The organism is Thalassovita mediterranea (assembly GCF_001458435.1).
Taxonomy (GTDB): Bacteria; Pseudomonadota; Alphaproteobacteria; order Rhodobacterales; family Rhodobacteraceae; genus Thalassobius; species Thalassobius mediterraneus.
The window spans coordinates 568,576-583,674 of record NZ_CYSF01000006.1; the positions used below are offsets into that span (position 1 = coordinate 568,576).

Sequence of the window (15,099 nt, forward strand, 5' to 3'; positions counted from 1 at the left end):
GACACAACAACAAAACAAACAGGCGGTTCAAAATCTTCATGGAGGAAAAGAAATGTTCACTTTCAAACAAGCTGTCTTTGGTGCGGCCTGCCTGTCTGCGTTTGGCGCAACCGCGGGCGTGGCACAGGAAACCCTGCGTTTTGGCCACGTTTATGAGGCGTCTACCCCTTATCACGCGGCAATGGTCAATGCGGCCGAACTGTTAGAAGCAAAGACCGACGGTCGCTACACAATGGAAGTGTTCCCCGCATCCCAGCTCGGCAAAGAAGCCGCGCTGAACGAGGCGTTGTCGCTTGGTACTGTTGATGCGATCTATACCGGCGTTGCCTTCCTCGGTCAGTCATATGGCCCGATCAGCATCTCGGATTATCCGTTCACAATGCGCTCGTTTGAGCATTGGAAAGCCTATGTAAACTCTGACCTCTTTGATGAGATGGCAGGCGAATACAAAAACATCTCAGGCAACACCATTGCCACGATGACCTACTATGGCGCCCGCCATGTGACATCGAACAAACCGATTTTGGCCCCCGCCGACATGGACGGCCTGAAAATCCGTACCCCCAACGCCCCTGCGTATCAGATGTTCCCGAAAGCAACCGGCGCCAACCCGACACCGATGGCATTTGCCGAGGTGTATCTGGCCCTGCAGCAAGGTGTTGTGGATGCGCAGGAAAATCCGCTGCCGACCATCCAGTTCAAGAAGTTCTACGAAGTGCAGTCCAACATCAACCTGACTGGCCATATCACCAACTCTTTGGCAGTTGTGGTATCGCCAGTCACGTTGGGCAAAATGGGCGACGATGGACAGCTATTGCTGGATGCACTGGCTGAAGCTGCCGCTGCCACTTCGGAAGAAATAGTTCAATCCGAAGCAGAGCTTGTCAGTTGGTTCCGCGACCAGGGTGTAAACGTGAACGAAGTAGACCGCGCACCGTTCATGGCAGCTGTCTCACCAATGCTGACCAGCGGCAATGTTCCGTGGGACAAAGAAATCTTTGAACGCCTGCAAGCCATCCAAGAATAATCCTTGTGACGGGCCCGGATCATCTCTGGGCCCGCCTTTCTTTCTGGGAGGAGAGAACAATGTCGAGGGACGAAACCCCACCTGAAATTGACTTCGATGCGCTGGCTGCCGAAGACGAAGCACACTTTCAGACTTACAAGATCACTTTCGCCGACTACGGGCTGTTGTCGATATTCGCGGCGTTGTTCGGGGTGGTCTTCTTGCAGTTTTTCACACGCTACGTGCTTAACGACTCTGTCGCGTGGACCGAAGAGGCGGCGCGCTATTTGCTGATCATCTTGGGCTTTGCTGGTGCGATCCGCTGTCAGGCGGTTGGCAGCCACATCGCACTGGAATTCGTCGACAAATACTACGGCCGTAAACTGGGGCTGGTTCACCTGTTTGCCTTGGCCGCATCTGTCGTGTTGTTCGCTGTTATCATTTGGTCCGCCTATGAACTGATCCAACGGACATCTTTTCAGCAGATGGTCTCGCTTCCATTCCCGAAATACTACCTGCACATCGCCGTTATGGTCTTAACCACAGGCAACCTTGGCGTCGTCGCCTTTCAAATCGTGCAGCGCCTGAAAACCCTGAAATCCCGAGGTGCAACATGGGCCTGATCATTCTCTTTGCATCGCTCTTTATTCTGATGGCGCTGCGGGTGCCGATTGCGTTCTCTCTGGCGCTGTCGTCTTTTGCTTACATCCTCTATTCCGGTCTGCCGCCCGTCTTGCTGATGCACAATATGGTCAATGGCATGGACAGCTTCCCATTGCTGGCGATCCCGTTCTTTATCCTTGCTGGGGCGCTAATGAACTCGGCGGGCATCACTGCGCGCATCTTTGGATTTGCCCGTGCCATTGTCGGCTGGATGCACGGCGGTTTAGGCCATGTAAATGTCGGTGCCAGCATCATCTTTGCCGGCATGTCCGGTGCCGCTGTAGCAGATGCCGGTGGATTGGGGGCTATCGAAATCAAAGCGATGCGCGAAGCGGGCTATGACGACGATTTCAGCGTCGGCGTAACCGCGGCCTCTTCTACCATTGGGCCGATCATCCCCCCCTCTCTGCCGCTGGTGATTTTTGGTGTTATGGCCTCTGTCTCCATCGGGAAACTCTTTGTCGCGGGCATTATCCCCGGGCTGTTGATGGCACTGTCGCTATCCGCAATGATCTGGTGGATGTCGCGCAAACGGGACTATCCGCGCGACGTCAGCTTTAGCCCCACCGTGATCGCCACCCGTTTCAAAGCGGCTTTCCTACCGCTGATGACCCCCGTGATCATCGTCGGTGGCATCGTATCTGGCGCGTTCACACCGACCGAAGCCGCGATCGGCGCCGCCGCTTACGCGTTGTTCCTTGGTACAATCGTGTACCGCACACTCAGCGTCCGGAAACTGGCGGTCATTTCACTGGAAACCATCGAAACAACTGCTGCGATCATGATGATTGTTGGCGCAGCCTCGGTCTTTGCGTGGATTTTGACCGCCAATCAGGTCGCCGCCCAATTTGCCGAATTTGTCCTGTCGTTCACCGACAGCAAAGCGGTCGTACTACTATTGATCATGGCGGTGGTGTTGATTGTCGGGCTGTTCATGGAAACCATCGCAGCGATTTCCATTCTGGTTCCGGTGCTGATGCCGGTCGCCGCACAGTTCGGGATCGATCCGGTCCACTTGGGGATCATCGTCATCTTGAATCTTATGCTGGGACTGTTGACCCCGCCGGTCGGCATGGTGCTGTTTGTTCTGTCGCGCGTTTCGAAGGTGCCGTTTGAACAATGCGTCCGTGCCACCCTGCCCTTCCTAATCCCACTGATCGGGGTGCTATTACTGCTGACGTTCGTGCCCTCACTGGTGCTTTGGTTACCGGAGCTGCTTTACGGCGCCTAACGGCCATCCATGTCCCGAAAACATGCAACCAGCCTGTCGCTGTGCAAAGCGGCAGGCTGGTTTTTTAGTTCAAAAGCAGCGTCATAGACCACGCGTTGCCTCCGCCTACAAGCTGACGCTACGAAATGCTAACAAAAATTGAATTTCGCTCCATCCCTGCCAGAGCACGGCACAACTATTGCACCTTCGCCCTGCAAGGTTGCTCAACCAAAAACACGACAGCATCCAAGCTTCAGAATTTCAGCTTTAGCGGATCGCCCAACACAGGGTGCACCAAATAAATTATTGCGTGATCAAGGGGTAAGTTGCATCCAATGCGCATCAAAAATTCTGCCGTAAAGGCAATCATTGATTTCCGTTTCATTAAAAAACAGTCCCTGCGAACGCTAAAAACCTGAGCTACCCCTCGAAATTTGGACACTGATATAAGCTACGATTTGCTGTCCGCTGATCTTCGACAAAAAGGAGATCAGCGATGTCGAAACGGAAACAACACGCGCCTGAGTTCAAGACGAAAGTCGCGCTTAAGGCTGATCCTCCCCCCACTGAAGTGATCCGCGCTTATAGTTAGGAAACGGAGGATCACATATGGGAAACAAACGACACAAGCCGGAAGAGATTGTCACGAAGCTTAGGCAGATTGAGGTGCTGTGCTGCCAGGGAATGCCGCGCATTGATGCAATCAGGCAGGTTCAGATAACGGACAGACATTCCATCGCTGGCGTAAACAATACGGCGGTATCCATGCCGCCCTGCGCGGGTTTGACTGCGCAGTCAAAAAGCTCAGAAATGCCCCACTCAGGAAACCGCACATATAAGGTTAACTGAAGCGCTGTCAGGTGAGCCGGGGGGGAGAGTAATGATCGGGCAAGTCGCGACTAAACCGAAAACAAACCCAACGCCGCCCACAAGGGGGCAGCGCAGGGGCTTGAGCGTCAAAAAAACACAAGTCATTGATTTTTATTAATATATGGCGGAGGAGGTGTCCCCCTGCATCTAACTTATATGAACCTATCTGCACGCATATGCACTCATATGAACCGGTCATTTGTACTTTAAGTACTTGTTATTATGTGTTATATTTTAGATGAGCTGTCTCATACCGTGCCACGGCGCCTCAGCCAATCTTAATCTTTATAATGGGTAGGATATTGGGTAATGCCAAAGATCGCAAAAGAACTGTCTCCACTTGAAGTTTCGCGCCTGAACAAACCTGGGTTTAAGGCTGTTGGCGTCGTTCCCGGACTTGGGTTACAAATTCGAGGGCAAGCGCGCTCTTGGATATTGCGGGTTAAGATCGCTGATAAGGTTAGAGATATTGGCTTAGGTGGATATCCGGGTGTCACGCTAGCGATGGCACGCGAAGCAGCTCGGCAACTACGAAGCAAAATCGAATCTGGGATAGATCCGATCCAGGAGCGCAAAGTCCGTAACGACGAGTTGCGAGCAGCACAACGAAAACGCCTACTTTTTGTGGATGCCTGTCGTCAGTTTCTTGAAGACAAGCAAACTGAATGGGGCAATGCCAAACATCGGCAACAATGGGAAAATACCCTCCGAACACATGCTCTGCCAGTCTTGGGTAATCTCGCAGTGGACGACATCGAATTGGCCCATGTCTTGGAGGTTCTTAAGCCTATTTGGCACAAAACACCCGAGACGGCTAAACGCACACGTGGCCGGATAGAAAAGGTTTTAGACTGGGCCAAGGTACATGGACACCGAGATGGCGAAAATCCTGCTCGATGGCAGGGAAATTTGGAGAACGCGCTACCTTCCATTGCTAAGGTCCGCGTCGTGAAACACCATCCAGCGCTACCCTATCATGAAATTGGAGCATTCATAAAACGACTGAGAGAGCGCAACGGAACAGCGGCAGTTGCTCTAGAGTTCCTCATTCTGACATCTGCACGGTCAGGAGAGGTTCGAGGAGCGACGTGGCAGGAATTTGATTTGAAAAAGCGTGAATGGATAATTCCCGCAGAGCGTATGAAAGCCCGTAAAGAGCATCGCGTCCCGCTCTCAGATCGCGCGGTCGAAATTCTTACGGAAATCCCAAAGGGCCAAGGTGATGAAATTGTGTTTAAAGCAGTGCGAGGTGGGGTTTTGTCAGACATGACACTCGGTGCAGTTCTGAAGCGCATGGAAGTGCCAGTCACGACTCATGGTTTCAGAAGTACTTTCCGAGACTGGGCTGGCGAAACGACAGCATTCCCAAGAGAGGTCATCGAGCATGCGCTTGCGCATCAACTCAAGGATAAGGCCGAAGCTGCATATGCCAGAGGAACGCTGATGGAAAAACGGCGGAAATTAATGGCTGCTTGGGCAGAATATTGCGAACAAGCCACAAATGCTCCGGGCACTGTCATCCAGATACGTACATCGCATTAAGGGATTATAGATTTTCCCGAAACGCCTACCTATACACAATATTTAGTTGCTCAAAAAATTTACAATACACTATATTGACATGCACTGGGTCTATCTGGCACACTCAAGAAAGGCACATGTATGGGCGCTTCGTTGCATACCCATTTCTACCGCACCACGGAAGTAACCAAGCTGACCAGATTATGCTGGAGCTTCGTTATGATGCCTTCCCACACTGGAAACAACCCGGAGGTCATAGAAATGGACCAAAACCAAAATACATTGCGTGCGCAATTGGATTGCATTCAAATCTTTGGGGCACTGCCAGATGACGCGCTGGTTGACCTAAAAACGGTAAGTACGCTCGCATCTCGAAGCCGTTCTTCAATCTATCGCGACATACGACTGGGCTACTTCGTGAAGCCCCTACGTCTCGGCAAGATATCAAGCCGATGGCGTGTTGAAGATGTCCGTGCCTATCTCAATGGCAACTCTATGTAAAAACCGCGCGCTCAAAGGCAGCTGTAGAACGGTTTACCGTCTGTTATTTAGCTTCTCTACGGCGCGCCTCCAAATAACATGGAGAGTCAAATGTCATACGTTACCGTCATCAAGTCGGTCCAACTGTCGACGCTGATCCAACGCTTCTTTTTAGACGGCGAAGGTAAAGTCAAAAAATACTTACTCAGTGGAATTTGGGACGGAAAATTTCCCAAATCGCAGAAATTTGGCCATCGGCCGATCTTGGCTAACGAGGGTTTACAGAGTCGTTGTGAGTGGTGGTTGGAGGATGAGAAATGAGCAAGTCTACGATTTTATCTGTTCTGCCGGATAACATCCCTGATCTTCTTAAGCGCATTCATCGTTGGGGGGTATGGGCGACTGATGGTGAAAAGCCCGGTGGGCGTTTCGGAAAAGTCCCGGTTCACCCAGTTACAGGTGTGAATACAAATCCCCACAGTCCGAATGCTTGGCGCGACATCGAGACTGCAATAAATATTTATAAGGGCGGCAAAGCTGGGTACCGTTCGGTTGCCGGTATCTTTTTTGACCTGCCCTCCGAACCCGAACCGATCATGGAAAGGGAAGACGGCACGCCGTTGTACCTAATTGGCCTGGATTTTGACCAATGCGTTACGTCAGAATGCGGTAAACCTTTCATAAGCCAAGATGTTCAAGATGTGCTCGCGTCGCTCGGCGGTTCATATCACGAAATTTCGCCGTCAGGCACCGGTGTCCGCGCATTTGTCACCTACTCGAAGCCCCTAAAAGGAGGGAACAAAAACAACCGAGAAATGTACTCCAAGGGGCGATTTCTTACCGTTACCGGGCATGGGTCTGGCAAGGTTGTCGAAGCAGGAGAGGCGCTTGAACAGTTCGAACAAGAGTGGTTCGGTAGTTCGAAGCGACAAGAGGAGAAGCCAACTGCTTCCCAGGTCCGTAACCCGTTCGAAAACGCAGGTTGCGGGTTTGAATTGCCCGCCTCAGTGGGCGAGGGATCACGTAACGCAACTATGCTGGCCTATATCGGGTCACTGCGTGGTCGCGGTATTCCTGAAGACGTTCTTACGCTTGCGGCACGTCAGGCGAACCAAGAGCGGTTTAGGCCACCCATTGACGATGATGAGCTGAAAGGTTTGATAAACAGATACGCGGAGCAAGCCAAAGGCGAACCTGAGGGAGCACAAATAGACCCTGCTTCATGGCCCGATCCGAAGCCCATCGAATTTGGTCTTCCAGAAGTTCCGCCTTTCGATTTGGAATTGTTACCCAACGCATACCGTTCGTTCGTTCAGGATGCCGCCGAGAGGATGCAGTGCCCAGCGGATTTTATTGCCGCACCGCTAATTGTCGCCAGTGCAGCTGCACTGGGGAACCGGGTAGTTGTCGCTCCCAAGGCCCGAGATATCGGGTGGCTTGTCCCTGTAACGCTTTGGGGCGCGATAGTGGCGCGTCCCGGCATGATGAAGTCACCAGTGATTTCAATGGCGCTTAAGCCATTGCATGCTCTCGAAAAGGATATGCTTCAAGAACACGAATTACGTTTGCGACAGCACGAACTTGAGAAACTGCGATACGATGTGGAAAAGAAGTCGATCGAGAGTGCGATAAAGAAGGGCAACCCCATTAATGCCGATGCGATGCCGGTGGCTCCGTCTCAACCAGAACCGGAGCGGCTGGTGACAAATGATGCTACGGCACCAAAATTGGCGATGCTCTGTGCGGCATCGCCACGTGGTATAATTAATGTGCGCGATGAACTCACTGGGTGGATGGAAAATCTGCGTGCCGAGGGGCGTGAGGCAGATCGAGCTTTTTATCTTGAGGGTTGGAACGGCTTAAATTCATTTCAGGTCGATCGCGTTGGTCGTGGAAGTGATCATATCAAAACCTTGAACATTCTTATGTTCGGCGGGATTCAACCCGGCAAGTTGCAAAACTACGTCCGAGCAGCAACCCAAGGTGGGGCTGGCGATGATGGATTGATGCAGCGGTTTCAGATGTTGGTTTGGCCGGACCTCCCCAAGGATTGGAAAAATGTCGATCGAAAGCCTGACATCGCGGCTGAAGACGCAGTTTTAGAGGTTTTTCGAAAACTCCGAGGTGTTGATACGACTGTAATCGGCGCAAAGCGAGGAATGGACCTTGAATCACCCGCTTGGCTGCACTTCACGGATGAGGCGCAAGAAAGTTTCGACAAGTGGCGCGAGAAGGTGGAGTTGGCGCTACGCTCAGGGGAACGACATCCAGCTATGGAGTCGCACCTTGCTAAGTACCGCAGTCTGATACCAGCCTTGTCGCTTCTGGTTCATCTGATTGACGGCGGAACTGGGCCTATCACCAAACTGGCGCTTGGACGCGCTATCAAGTGGCACAAATATTTGTGGGCTCATGCGCGCCGCGTTTACGCTAGCGCAAAGAACAGTGCTGATCTCTCCGCGAAGTCGCTCGCAGACAAGATCGAGGCGGCAAAAGTGCGTGATGGCTTCACGATACGCGATGTGTATAGGAACGGTTGGGCCAACCTCACGTCGCGTGAAGATGCCACAGAGGCGATTGCAATCCTGATCGAACATGGGTGGTTGTGTGCTAGCCGTCAGGAAACCGGTGGCAAGCCTTTGGAGACCTTTCTCATTAATCCGAAGATAAACGTAAAAGGAGGGTGAGGGACCTTTTGTCAGTAATGTCAGTAGGGGGTACCCTCTTATTATTACAAAAATCTGCGTTTTCTTCGTAAAAACGGGCGGGGGGCACACTGACAAAACTGACAAAAGCCCCCTTTGATCTCCCTAGAAAGCAATCCGGCTAATTTTGTTTTCTTACAGCAGATAGACGATTCACATCGCTTCGATTTTGTTATATTATAACAGCAACGCGACGAACAAAATTATACCCACACCGAGTGATCACAACAGGAGGTGAAAATGGACGAAACATTCAGAGACAACGAACAGTTCAGGGACGGGCTTTTATCTGCATTGCTGTCGTATCAGACAAGCCAGTCAAATCACCTAACACCGGAAGCATCAGAAGCGCAGACACTCGCTCCGCTGCACATGAGGCTTCAAAAAAAAGTGGATGCTATACCAGCCACAACAAAACAAAAAGGGCTCAGCCTGCTTGAGATTCAAGTGCGCATGAAAGGCCGAAAAGGTGGCATGCCTCACATTGGAGAGCTTGCTGCTGCTCTCCGAAAGCTCGGATGGAAACGGCGACGACAGTGGTCAGACAGTGAAGATGGCTTTCGAGCTAAATGGTATCCGAATTGAACAAACACAACACACGAAAATCAGGGACAAGAAAATGGCCAATTTACAAATTTCGGTACACAGCGACTTGCGCGAACAAGCTCAACCTCTACTAGACGCATTGCAGCATATCTCAGATTCTATCGAGGGCTTTTACGGCTACAAGTTAGGCTGTCAGGATAAAATGGAAGCGAACTATGATGCTATGATCTGGGGCTCCAATCATTTAGCTGGTCTAGTTTCAAAAGAGCGCCCCAGTGATGAATTTGGGTATAGCGAAGAACAAGATGAAGAACTCAAAAAGCTACTTTTTGGGATACCTTTCCCCCCAGATACGCCATATGACTAGCCTACTCAGCCACTGTGGATTATTGTGGCTTCTGATACACACGCGCAAAACAGAACTTGGTAAAGCCGCGATCATCTTTGGTGAGATTTCCCAACGTAATTCCATGCGTAATATTGAACACTTCAAGCCGTGCCCGGTTGCCAATATTAGCCGCGATATCGCACCAGAGATCGTAATCGTTCAAAATAACTGGAACGAAAAGGAGCTATCGAGATGTCAGTTACTCTCCTCTCGTAATGCGGCTAAAATTGCGCGCGCACGGATGCGCACCGGCTCGTCGACCATGGCACCATCCACAGACACCGCATTGTCCCCCGACTCAAGAACGCGTTTTGCCCAGTAAATCTCATCTTCTGAAGGGGCGAACGCACGCTTTACCTCGGCTATCTGTCTGGGGTGAATGCAAAGCTTGCCGGTGAACCCAAGATCACGGGCATGGCGCGCGTCCTCAAAAGTGACTACTGGTTCGTTGAGCTGAACCGTGACCCCGTCTATCGGAGGGGCAATACCGCCCAAGCGGGAGGCGAGCACCAGTTCGCTGCGCGCCGGCAACAGAATTTCGCGCAGATGCGCACATCCTAGGTCGGCGCAGAAATCGACCGAGCCGAACGCCAGACGCGCAACCCCGTCAACCGCCGCGATCGTGCGCGCATTGGCAAGGCCGAGCGCGCTCTCGATTAGCGCAATGACCGGTAGCCCCGGCAGGGCAGCCACAACCTGCGCCACCGCTTCGGCGGTCTCGGATTTCGGCAGGATGACAGCGGCAAATCCCTTGCCAGAGACTGCGGCAAGGTCTGCCGCGTGCCACGGCGTGCCGATGGCGTTGATGCGCACGATCACTGGCAAATCGGTGAACGCCGCATCAAGCGCTGTGCGGGCCGTCTCCTTGTCTGCGGCGGCGACGGCATCTTCGAGATCGAGGATTACCGCATCCGCGCCGCAAGCTGCGGCCTTGACGAACCGCTCGGGCTTGGAAGCGGGCACGAAAAGCGGCGTTGCGATAGAACTTACCATTGTGCCGTCGCCTCCATTGCAACGGGACCGCCGGTGCGGGCGGTCCAGAGCTTGAGCGCATCGCCTTCCTCCGCCGCGTTCACCGTGAAATTGGCGTTGTCATAGATCGGCGAGAGCGAACGGAACGCAAAGGTCTTCGGTGCCTGCCCGCGCAGGTCGGCTGCGAATTGACAGAGCATAGTGGCCTGCATCGGGCCGTGCACCACGAGACCGGGATACCCTTCGACATCGATGCAGAACGGTTTGTCGTAATGGATGCGGTGGCCGTTAAAGGTCAATGCGGAGTAGCGAAAAAGCAGCGTCGGGTGCGGTTCCACGACCCGTGAATGCTCTCCGACCGCCGCAGGCTTGGGCTCGGCCTTGGGTTTGCCTTGCGAAGCGGCGGGGATGTCGCGGTACACGATGTCCTGGCGTTCACTCAGCACGGCGCGGCCATTGGCGGAGACCTCGTGCTGGACCGTGACAAAGCACAGTGCGCCCGAGCGGCCTTCTTTCAGTTGGACATCGACGATCGTCGAATGGCGCGTGACCTCTTCACCGATGCGTATCCCACTGTGAAAGGTAAAGGAGCCACCAGCCCACATACGTCGCGGCAGAGGCACCGGCGGCAAAAAGTCGCCAAGTGCGGGGTGACCGTCGCGACCGAGTTCAGACATGGGCGCGGTCGGCTGGGCAAGACACAGGTGGATCAAGAGCGGTGCCTCGTGTTCCTTCTCGGTGCCGGAGGTCCGGTCAAAGGTGGCGTTGAACTGACGCACAAGCATGGTCGAAAGAACTTCACTGTCTTTTTGCTCGCGCCCGATCCAGCCTTGCAGCTTGGCGATATCGATTTGCATCGTCACTCCTCCAGGGGTTTCAAGGCGGGCACGGCGCCGTAATTGCGCTCTTCGCCGACGAAACGCGCAGCGGGCGCGGGAAAGCTGACAGGTCCGTTCGGGCTGTCGACGGTGATACGACGCAGGTGCGGATGCTGGGACAGACCGGCCATGTCGTTGACCGATGCCAGGGCGATACCCGTGACTGACAGCCGTTCCAGCGCGGCGGCGGAATCCATCTTGCTGAAGGCTGCCGCGACGACCGTATCGGTTTCCGTACGGTTGTTGACGCGGGCCACGTTGGTGGCGAACCGAGGATCGCTGGCCAAAGCCTCGTCCCCGATGAAATCGCGGCAGAGCATCCGCCATTCGCGGTCGCTTTGGATAGCGATCAGGATCGCGGAGCCGGACTTGGGCTGGAACGCGCCGTAGGGCGCGATCGACGGGTGCGCCAGACCGATGCGTTTCGGGCTCTTGCCACCCTCGTGGTTCAGGAGCGGAACGGTCAGCCAGTCGGCCATGACGTCGAACATCGACACCGAAATGTCGGCGCCCTGCCCCGTGACGCCACGACGGATCAGCGCTTCGAGAATGGCCGCATATGCCGTCGCGCCGGTCGCGATATCGACGATGGAAATGCCGACACGTGCAGGTTCGGACGGTCCGCCAGTCAGCGAGCAAAGGCCGCTTTCGGCTTGGATCAGAAGGTCATAGGCCTTTCGGTCCGCCATCGGGCCGTGGTCGCCGTAGCCGGAGATCGAACAGGTGACCAGACGCGGATAATCGCGGCGCAACCGTTCGGTCCCAAACCCGAGTTTCGCCAGAGATCCTGGTTTCAGGTTCTGGATCAGAACGTCGGCGTCAGCGAGAAGCGCTTCGAGCGCCTCCTTTCCCTTGTCCGAGCCTAGATCCAGCGTTACTGCGTCTTTGCCACGATTGAGCCAGACAAAATAGCTCGATTGCCCTTTGGCGACATCGTCGTATCCGCGGGCAAAGTCGCCTTCGGGGCGCTCGATCTTGAACACCTTGGCCCCTGCGTCTGCAAACTTGGACGTTGCGAACGGAGCTGCGACGGCCTGCTCAATGGCAACAACGGTAATTCCTTCAAGCCGCAGCATTAGAACGACCTCGGCATGCCGAGGATATGCTCGGCGACGTAGGAAAGGATCAGGTTGGTCGAGATCGGCGCGACCTGATAGAGACGCGTTTCACGGAACTTGCGTTCAACGTCGTATTCGTTTGCGAAACCAAAACCACCATGGAATTGAATACAGGCGTTCGCAGCTTCCCAGCTTGCCTTTGCGGCAAGGTACTTGGCCATATTCGCTTCGGCCCCGCAGGGCTGGCCCGCGTCGTAAAGCGCGCAAGCCTTATAGCGCATCAAGTTGGCGGCCTCGACTTCGATAAAGGCCTCGGCGATAGGGAACTGCACGCCCTGGTTCATGCCGATGGGGCGGCCAAAGACCTGACGATCGCTGACATAGGCGGTGACTTTGTCGGTGAACCAATAGCCGTCGCCGATACACTCCGCCGCGATCAGGGCGCGTTCGGCGTTCAGGCCGGTCAGGATGTATTTGAATCCCTTGCCTTCTTCTCCGATCAGGTTCTCTTCGGGGATTTCTAGGTTATCGAAAAACAGCTCATTTGTTTCGTGGTTGACCATGTTCGGGATAGGCTGGACCGTCATGCCCGATTTCATGGCCTCTTTAATATCGACAAGGAAGATCGACAGGCCTTCGGATTTCTTCTTCACCTCGGCCAGCGGCGTGGTCCGTGCCAGAAGAATCATGTAATCCGAGTGCTGCACCCGGCTGATCCAAACCTTCTGACCGTTGATCACATAGCGGCCGTCTTTCTTGACGGCGGTGGTTTTGATCTTTGTGGTGTCGGTGCCAGTGGTGGGCTCGGTCACGCCCATAGACTGAAGACGTAATTCACCTGCAGCAATCTTAGGTAGAAATTTTTGCCGTTGCTCTTCAGATCCATGCCGAACCAATGTGTTCATGTTGTACATCTGCCCATGACACGCGCCAGAGTTTCCACCTGCGCGGTTTATTTCTTCCATAATGACGCTTGCCTCTATCAGACCGAGGCCCGCACCGCCGTATTCCTCTGGGATCAGGGCAGCCATCCAGCCTTCCTTGGTCAACGCATCAACGAAGGTTTCGGGGTAGGCTTTTTCTTCGTCAACCGTTCGATGATATTCAGCAGGAAACTGTGCACAGAGTGCCTTCACGCCGTCCCGGATGTCTTGATAATCGTCAGTCAAAAAATTCATGTCTGGATTCCTGTCATTATTTTTAGACAAAGTATTGGTAGTGCTAGCATTTCGCAAATATATGTTTAGTATTATTCCCATATATAATTTGTATGGGACTGGGCGCATGCTTGACACACGGCAGCTGCGATATTTTCTGGAAATCGCGAAACAAGGATCAATTACAGCAGCATCTGTGACTTTGGGAGTGGCACAACCGGCGCTTTCATTGCATCTTCGAAAACTCGAAGATCAGTTGGGGACGCCTCTGATGCACAGACAGCGCAGTGGTGTGATTCCGACTGAGGCGGGGCTGTTATTGATCGAACGGGGCCGCAGGATCGTGGATGAGATGTCGCGCACGATCGACGACATTAGTACACTAGGGTCTGATCCCTCAGGCATCGTTCGTATTGGTTTACCCGGCACAATCAGTGCCATTGTGTCGCTTCCATTGATAACCGCTGCACACAAGCGCTATCCACGTATTACAATCAACATAGCAGAAGCGATGAGCGGATTTATTAGCACATGGGCGGCTGAGGATAGGGTAGATTTGTGCATTCTCTATCGCGACATCGGGTTACCAGGATTTCGATCTGAACTTTTACTTGAGGAGAATCTTGTTGTCTTATCGCAGGCTAGAATTGATGCGGCAGAGCACGTGTCCCTAAAAAAGTTGTCCAAGCAAATGATGGTTCTACCCAGTAAAGGACATGGCCTGCGTGACTTAATCGACAAAGAGTTCCAAGCTATCGGAATTAACGCTAGCGTGGCCCTAGAAATCGATTCCTACGCCAACATTAAGAGCTTGGTAGCAAACGGGTTCGGTGCTTCAATCCTACCAGCCCATGCGGTAAGGGACGAACGAGATACCGGGACGTTGTTTGTCAGCCAGATTGAAGAGGGCGGGCTGCGCAGGCAAGTTCACTTAATCACTCCAACTAGGAGGCCAGTCACACGGGCTCAGTTGTTGGTGACGGAGTTGCTGCGTGAAGTAGTAAGTGACCTAATCAACACGGAGACTTGGTCTGGAGCCAAACTGCCGGATGGCTCTATAAAGTTTCCGTAGTTTATTTATGCTGGCTTTCCCTGCAAATTTAATCGATATTAAAAAACTAAAAACCAGCTAAAAAGTACCTTCGGACTACTATGAAGTCGTCTTTGTTTGATCAATACTATGCTTCGGTTTGACCGTTTTAAGACTGCATAACTCGATTAGATTGGCAGGTATAAATATCCTTAATTCTCAGAGATGAGTATTACCATAGTAGTGATAGAAGTGATAAAACACTGGAAGCGTGGGCAGAAGTTAATTTTTTTAAACCTCGCATTTGCCGAATCCACTGTATAACACTTTCTTTTAACCACTGGTCAATGTATTGCGAAATAAAGCAATCTTGAGTTGTTTTTTGAAGATTAATGCGCGCAATGAACAGAATACACATTTGTACGGGCACACCCACCCCGATCGGTCCCTGTACCCCCTAAACCAAATGAGTTCAGTAAAAATAGCTATAAATGATTACATAGCCATTTGTTAATTAGAAGTCCGGAAGCCGACCCTTGGTTAAATTTGAGAAAATCAAGCATCCGCATTATCAATGGGTAAGAGAATGGGTAGCCGCATAATTAACGCATAACA

Annotated in this window: 13 protein-coding genes and 1 pseudogene; 10 read left to right on the forward strand and 4 right to left on the reverse strand. The window is 52.8% G+C overall.

Translation table 11 applies throughout. The features are described 5' to 3' along the window. The first annotated feature begins 52 nt into the window (after window positions 1–52). From TM5383_RS06685 to TM5383_RS06725, 9 genes and pseudogenes are all read left to right on the forward strand, one after another. Window positions 53–1,027 (forward strand): sialic acid TRAP transporter substrate-binding protein SiaP, encoded by a 975-nt coding sequence (locus TM5383_RS06685; RefSeq protein ID WP_058318233.1) that lies wholly within the window; start codon window positions 53–55, stop codon window positions 1,025–1,027. A 59-nt stretch (window positions 1,028–1,086) separates the two neighbouring features. Continuing rightward, window positions 1,087–1,629, forward strand: a complete 543-nt coding sequence (locus tag TM5383_RS06690) for a TRAP transporter small permease (RefSeq protein WP_058318234.1) — start codon at window positions 1,087–1,089, stop codon at window positions 1,627–1,629. Continuing rightward, on the forward strand, window positions 1,620–2,900 hold the full coding sequence (locus tag TM5383_RS06695) for a TRAP transporter large permease (RefSeq protein ID WP_058318235.1): 1,281 nt from the start codon (window positions 1,620–1,622) through the stop codon (window positions 2,898–2,900). Before TM5383_RS06690 ends, TM5383_RS06695 begins: the two co-directional genes overlap by 10 nt. Window positions 2,901–3,488: 588 nt before the next feature. Next, a pseudogene (locus tag TM5383_RS06700) lies at window positions 3,489–3,643 on the forward strand (IS3 family transposase); the annotation flags it as partial. A gap of 415 nt (window positions 3,644–4,058) precedes the next feature. Next, entirely contained in the window at window positions 4,059–5,291 is a 1,233-nt protein-coding gene (locus TM5383_RS06705; protein WP_058318236.1) for a tyrosine-type recombinase/integrase, read from the forward strand. Window positions 5,292–5,411: 120 nt separating this feature from the next. After that, window positions 5,412–5,771, forward strand: a complete 360-nt coding sequence (locus TM5383_RS06710) for a helix-turn-helix transcriptional regulator (RefSeq protein WP_231725056.1) — start codon at window positions 5,412–5,414, stop codon at window positions 5,769–5,771. A 296-nt stretch (window positions 5,772–6,067) separates the two neighbouring features. Further along, window positions 6,068–8,437, forward strand: coding sequence for a DUF3987 domain-containing protein (locus TM5383_RS06720; protein WP_058318238.1), 2,370 nt, complete (start codon window positions 6,068–6,070; stop codon window positions 8,435–8,437). A 258-nt stretch (window positions 8,438–8,695) separates the two neighbouring features. Beyond that, window positions 8,696–9,040, forward strand: coding sequence for a hypothetical protein (locus TM5383_RS16705; RefSeq protein ID WP_143570193.1), 345 nt, complete (start codon window positions 8,696–8,698; stop codon window positions 9,038–9,040). Then, window positions 9,009–9,368, forward strand: coding sequence for a hypothetical protein (locus tag TM5383_RS06725; protein ID WP_143570192.1), 360 nt, complete (start codon window positions 9,009–9,011; stop codon window positions 9,366–9,368). The genes TM5383_RS16705 and TM5383_RS06725 overlap by 32 nt, the downstream gene beginning before the upstream one ends. A gap of 216 nt (window positions 9,369–9,584) precedes the next feature. Here TM5383_RS06725 and TM5383_RS06730 read toward each other — a convergent pair whose 3' ends face one another. From TM5383_RS06730 to TM5383_RS06745, 4 genes are read right to left on the reverse strand one after another with little or no spacing between them, the layout of a single operon-like run. After that, entirely contained in the window at window positions 9,585–10,382 is a 798-nt protein-coding gene (locus TM5383_RS06730; protein ID WP_058318240.1) for an HpcH/HpaI aldolase/citrate lyase family protein, read from the reverse strand. Next, a complete protein-coding gene (locus tag TM5383_RS06735) occupies window positions 10,376–11,218 on the reverse strand; it encodes an HTD2 family dehydratase (protein WP_058318241.1) in 843 nt (280 codons plus the stop codon). The genes TM5383_RS06730 and TM5383_RS06735 overlap by 7 nt, the downstream gene beginning before the upstream one ends. A 2-nt stretch (window positions 11,219–11,220) precedes the next feature. Then, on the reverse strand, window positions 11,221–12,315 hold the full coding sequence (locus TM5383_RS06740; RefSeq protein WP_058318242.1) for a CaiB/BaiF CoA transferase family protein: 1,095 nt from the start codon (window positions 12,313–12,315) through the stop codon (window positions 11,221–11,223). Beyond that, complete coding sequence (locus TM5383_RS06745; RefSeq protein ID WP_058318243.1) at window positions 12,315–13,475, reverse strand: acyl-CoA dehydrogenase family protein; 1,161 nt, start codon at window positions 13,473–13,475, stop codon at window positions 12,315–12,317. The genes TM5383_RS06740 and TM5383_RS06745 overlap by 1 nt, the downstream gene beginning before the upstream one ends. On the opposite strand from TM5383_RS06745, the gene TM5383_RS06750 reads away from it, so the two are divergent. Then, complete coding sequence (locus tag TM5383_RS06750; protein ID WP_058318244.1) at window positions 13,474–14,526, forward strand: LysR family transcriptional regulator; 1,053 nt, start codon at window positions 13,474–13,476, stop codon at window positions 14,524–14,526. The two genes, TM5383_RS06745 and TM5383_RS06750, sit on opposite strands and share 2 nt — an antisense overlap. The last annotated feature ends 573 nt before the right edge of the window (window positions 14,527–15,099 follow it).

What these genes read in the sequence shown, in the direction of transcription:
- TM5383_RS06725 (WP_143570192.1), top strand. Translation starts at nt 9,009, where the DNA reads ATGGCTTTCGAGCTAAATGGTATCCGAATTGAACAAACACAACACACG.
- TM5383_RS06705 (WP_058318236.1), top strand. Translation starts at nt 4,059, where the DNA reads ATGCCAAAGATCGCAAAAGAACTGTCTCCACTTGAAGTTTCGCGCCTG.
- TM5383_RS06735 (WP_058318241.1), bottom strand. Translation starts at nt 11,218, where the DNA reads ATGCAAATCGATATCGCCAAGCTGCAAGGCTGGATCGGGCGCGAGCAA.
- TM5383_RS06740 (WP_058318242.1), bottom strand. Translation starts at nt 12,315, where the DNA reads ATGCTGCGGCTTGAAGGAATTACCGTTGTTGCCATTGAGCAGGCCGTC.
- TM5383_RS06695 (WP_058318235.1), top strand. Translation starts at nt 1,620, where the DNA reads ATGGGCCTGATCATTCTCTTTGCATCGCTCTTTATTCTGATGGCGCTG.
- TM5383_RS06720 (WP_058318238.1), top strand. Translation starts at nt 6,068, where the DNA reads ATGAGCAAGTCTACGATTTTATCTGTTCTGCCGGATAACATCCCTGAT.
- TM5383_RS06710 (WP_231725056.1), top strand. Translation starts at nt 5,412, where the DNA reads ATGGGCGCTTCGTTGCATACCCATTTCTACCGCACCACGGAAGTAACC.
- TM5383_RS06745 (WP_058318243.1), bottom strand. Translation starts at nt 13,475, where the DNA reads ATGAATTTTTTGACTGACGATTATCAAGACATCCGGGACGGCGTGAAG.
- TM5383_RS06750 (WP_058318244.1), top strand. Translation starts at nt 13,474, where the DNA reads ATGTCTGGATTCCTGTCATTATTTTTAGACAAAGTATTGGTAGTGCTA.
- TM5383_RS06690 (WP_058318234.1), top strand. Translation starts at nt 1,087, where the DNA reads ATGTCGAGGGACGAAACCCCACCTGAAATTGACTTCGATGCGCTGGCT.
- TM5383_RS06685 (WP_058318233.1), top strand. Translation starts at nt 53, where the DNA reads ATGTTCACTTTCAAACAAGCTGTCTTTGGTGCGGCCTGCCTGTCTGCG.
- TM5383_RS16705 (WP_143570193.1), top strand. Translation starts at nt 8,696, where the DNA reads ATGGACGAAACATTCAGAGACAACGAACAGTTCAGGGACGGGCTTTTA.
- TM5383_RS06730 (WP_058318240.1), bottom strand. Translation starts at nt 10,382, where the DNA reads ATGGTAAGTTCTATCGCAACGCCGCTTTTCGTGCCCGCTTCCAAGCCC.